This is a genomic window from Solihabitans fulvus (assembly GCF_008386585.1).
In the GTDB taxonomy this organism is placed as follows: domain Bacteria; phylum Actinomycetota; class Actinomycetes; order Mycobacteriales; family Pseudonocardiaceae; genus Solihabitans; species Solihabitans fulvus.
Genome location: NZ_VUOB01000230.1, coordinates 1 through 256, shown reverse-complemented (window position 1 = coordinate 256; position 256 = coordinate 1). Strand labels below are relative to the sequence as shown.

The window sequence follows — 256 nt, the reverse complement described above, 5'->3', positions numbered from 1 at the left end:
TTGTCATATTTAAAGAAGACTCCGTGCCAATGACTGAAATTATGAAGATGCTCGACGAAGGAAAAGTACCTTTTGATATGTCGGAAGAGTTCTGTTACATGCCTAAAAGACTCATGCTGCCTAGAGGTACTGAAGGTGGATTCCCATTCCAGCTCTTTGTTTTCGTCTATCCATTCGACAACAAAGGCAAGGACTTGGCTCCTTTCGAATCTTTTGTTCTTGACAATAAGCCTCTTGGCTTCCCTCTGGATCGCCC

1 protein-coding gene is annotated in these 256 nt (G+C 43.4%); it reads left to right on the top strand.

Annotated elements, in window-relative coordinates:
• Window positions 1-29: 29 nt before the first annotated feature.
• Window positions 30-256: hypothetical protein (locus F0L68_RS45695; protein ID WP_240543049.1), on the top strand; the 227-nt coding region annotated here is incomplete at its 3' end.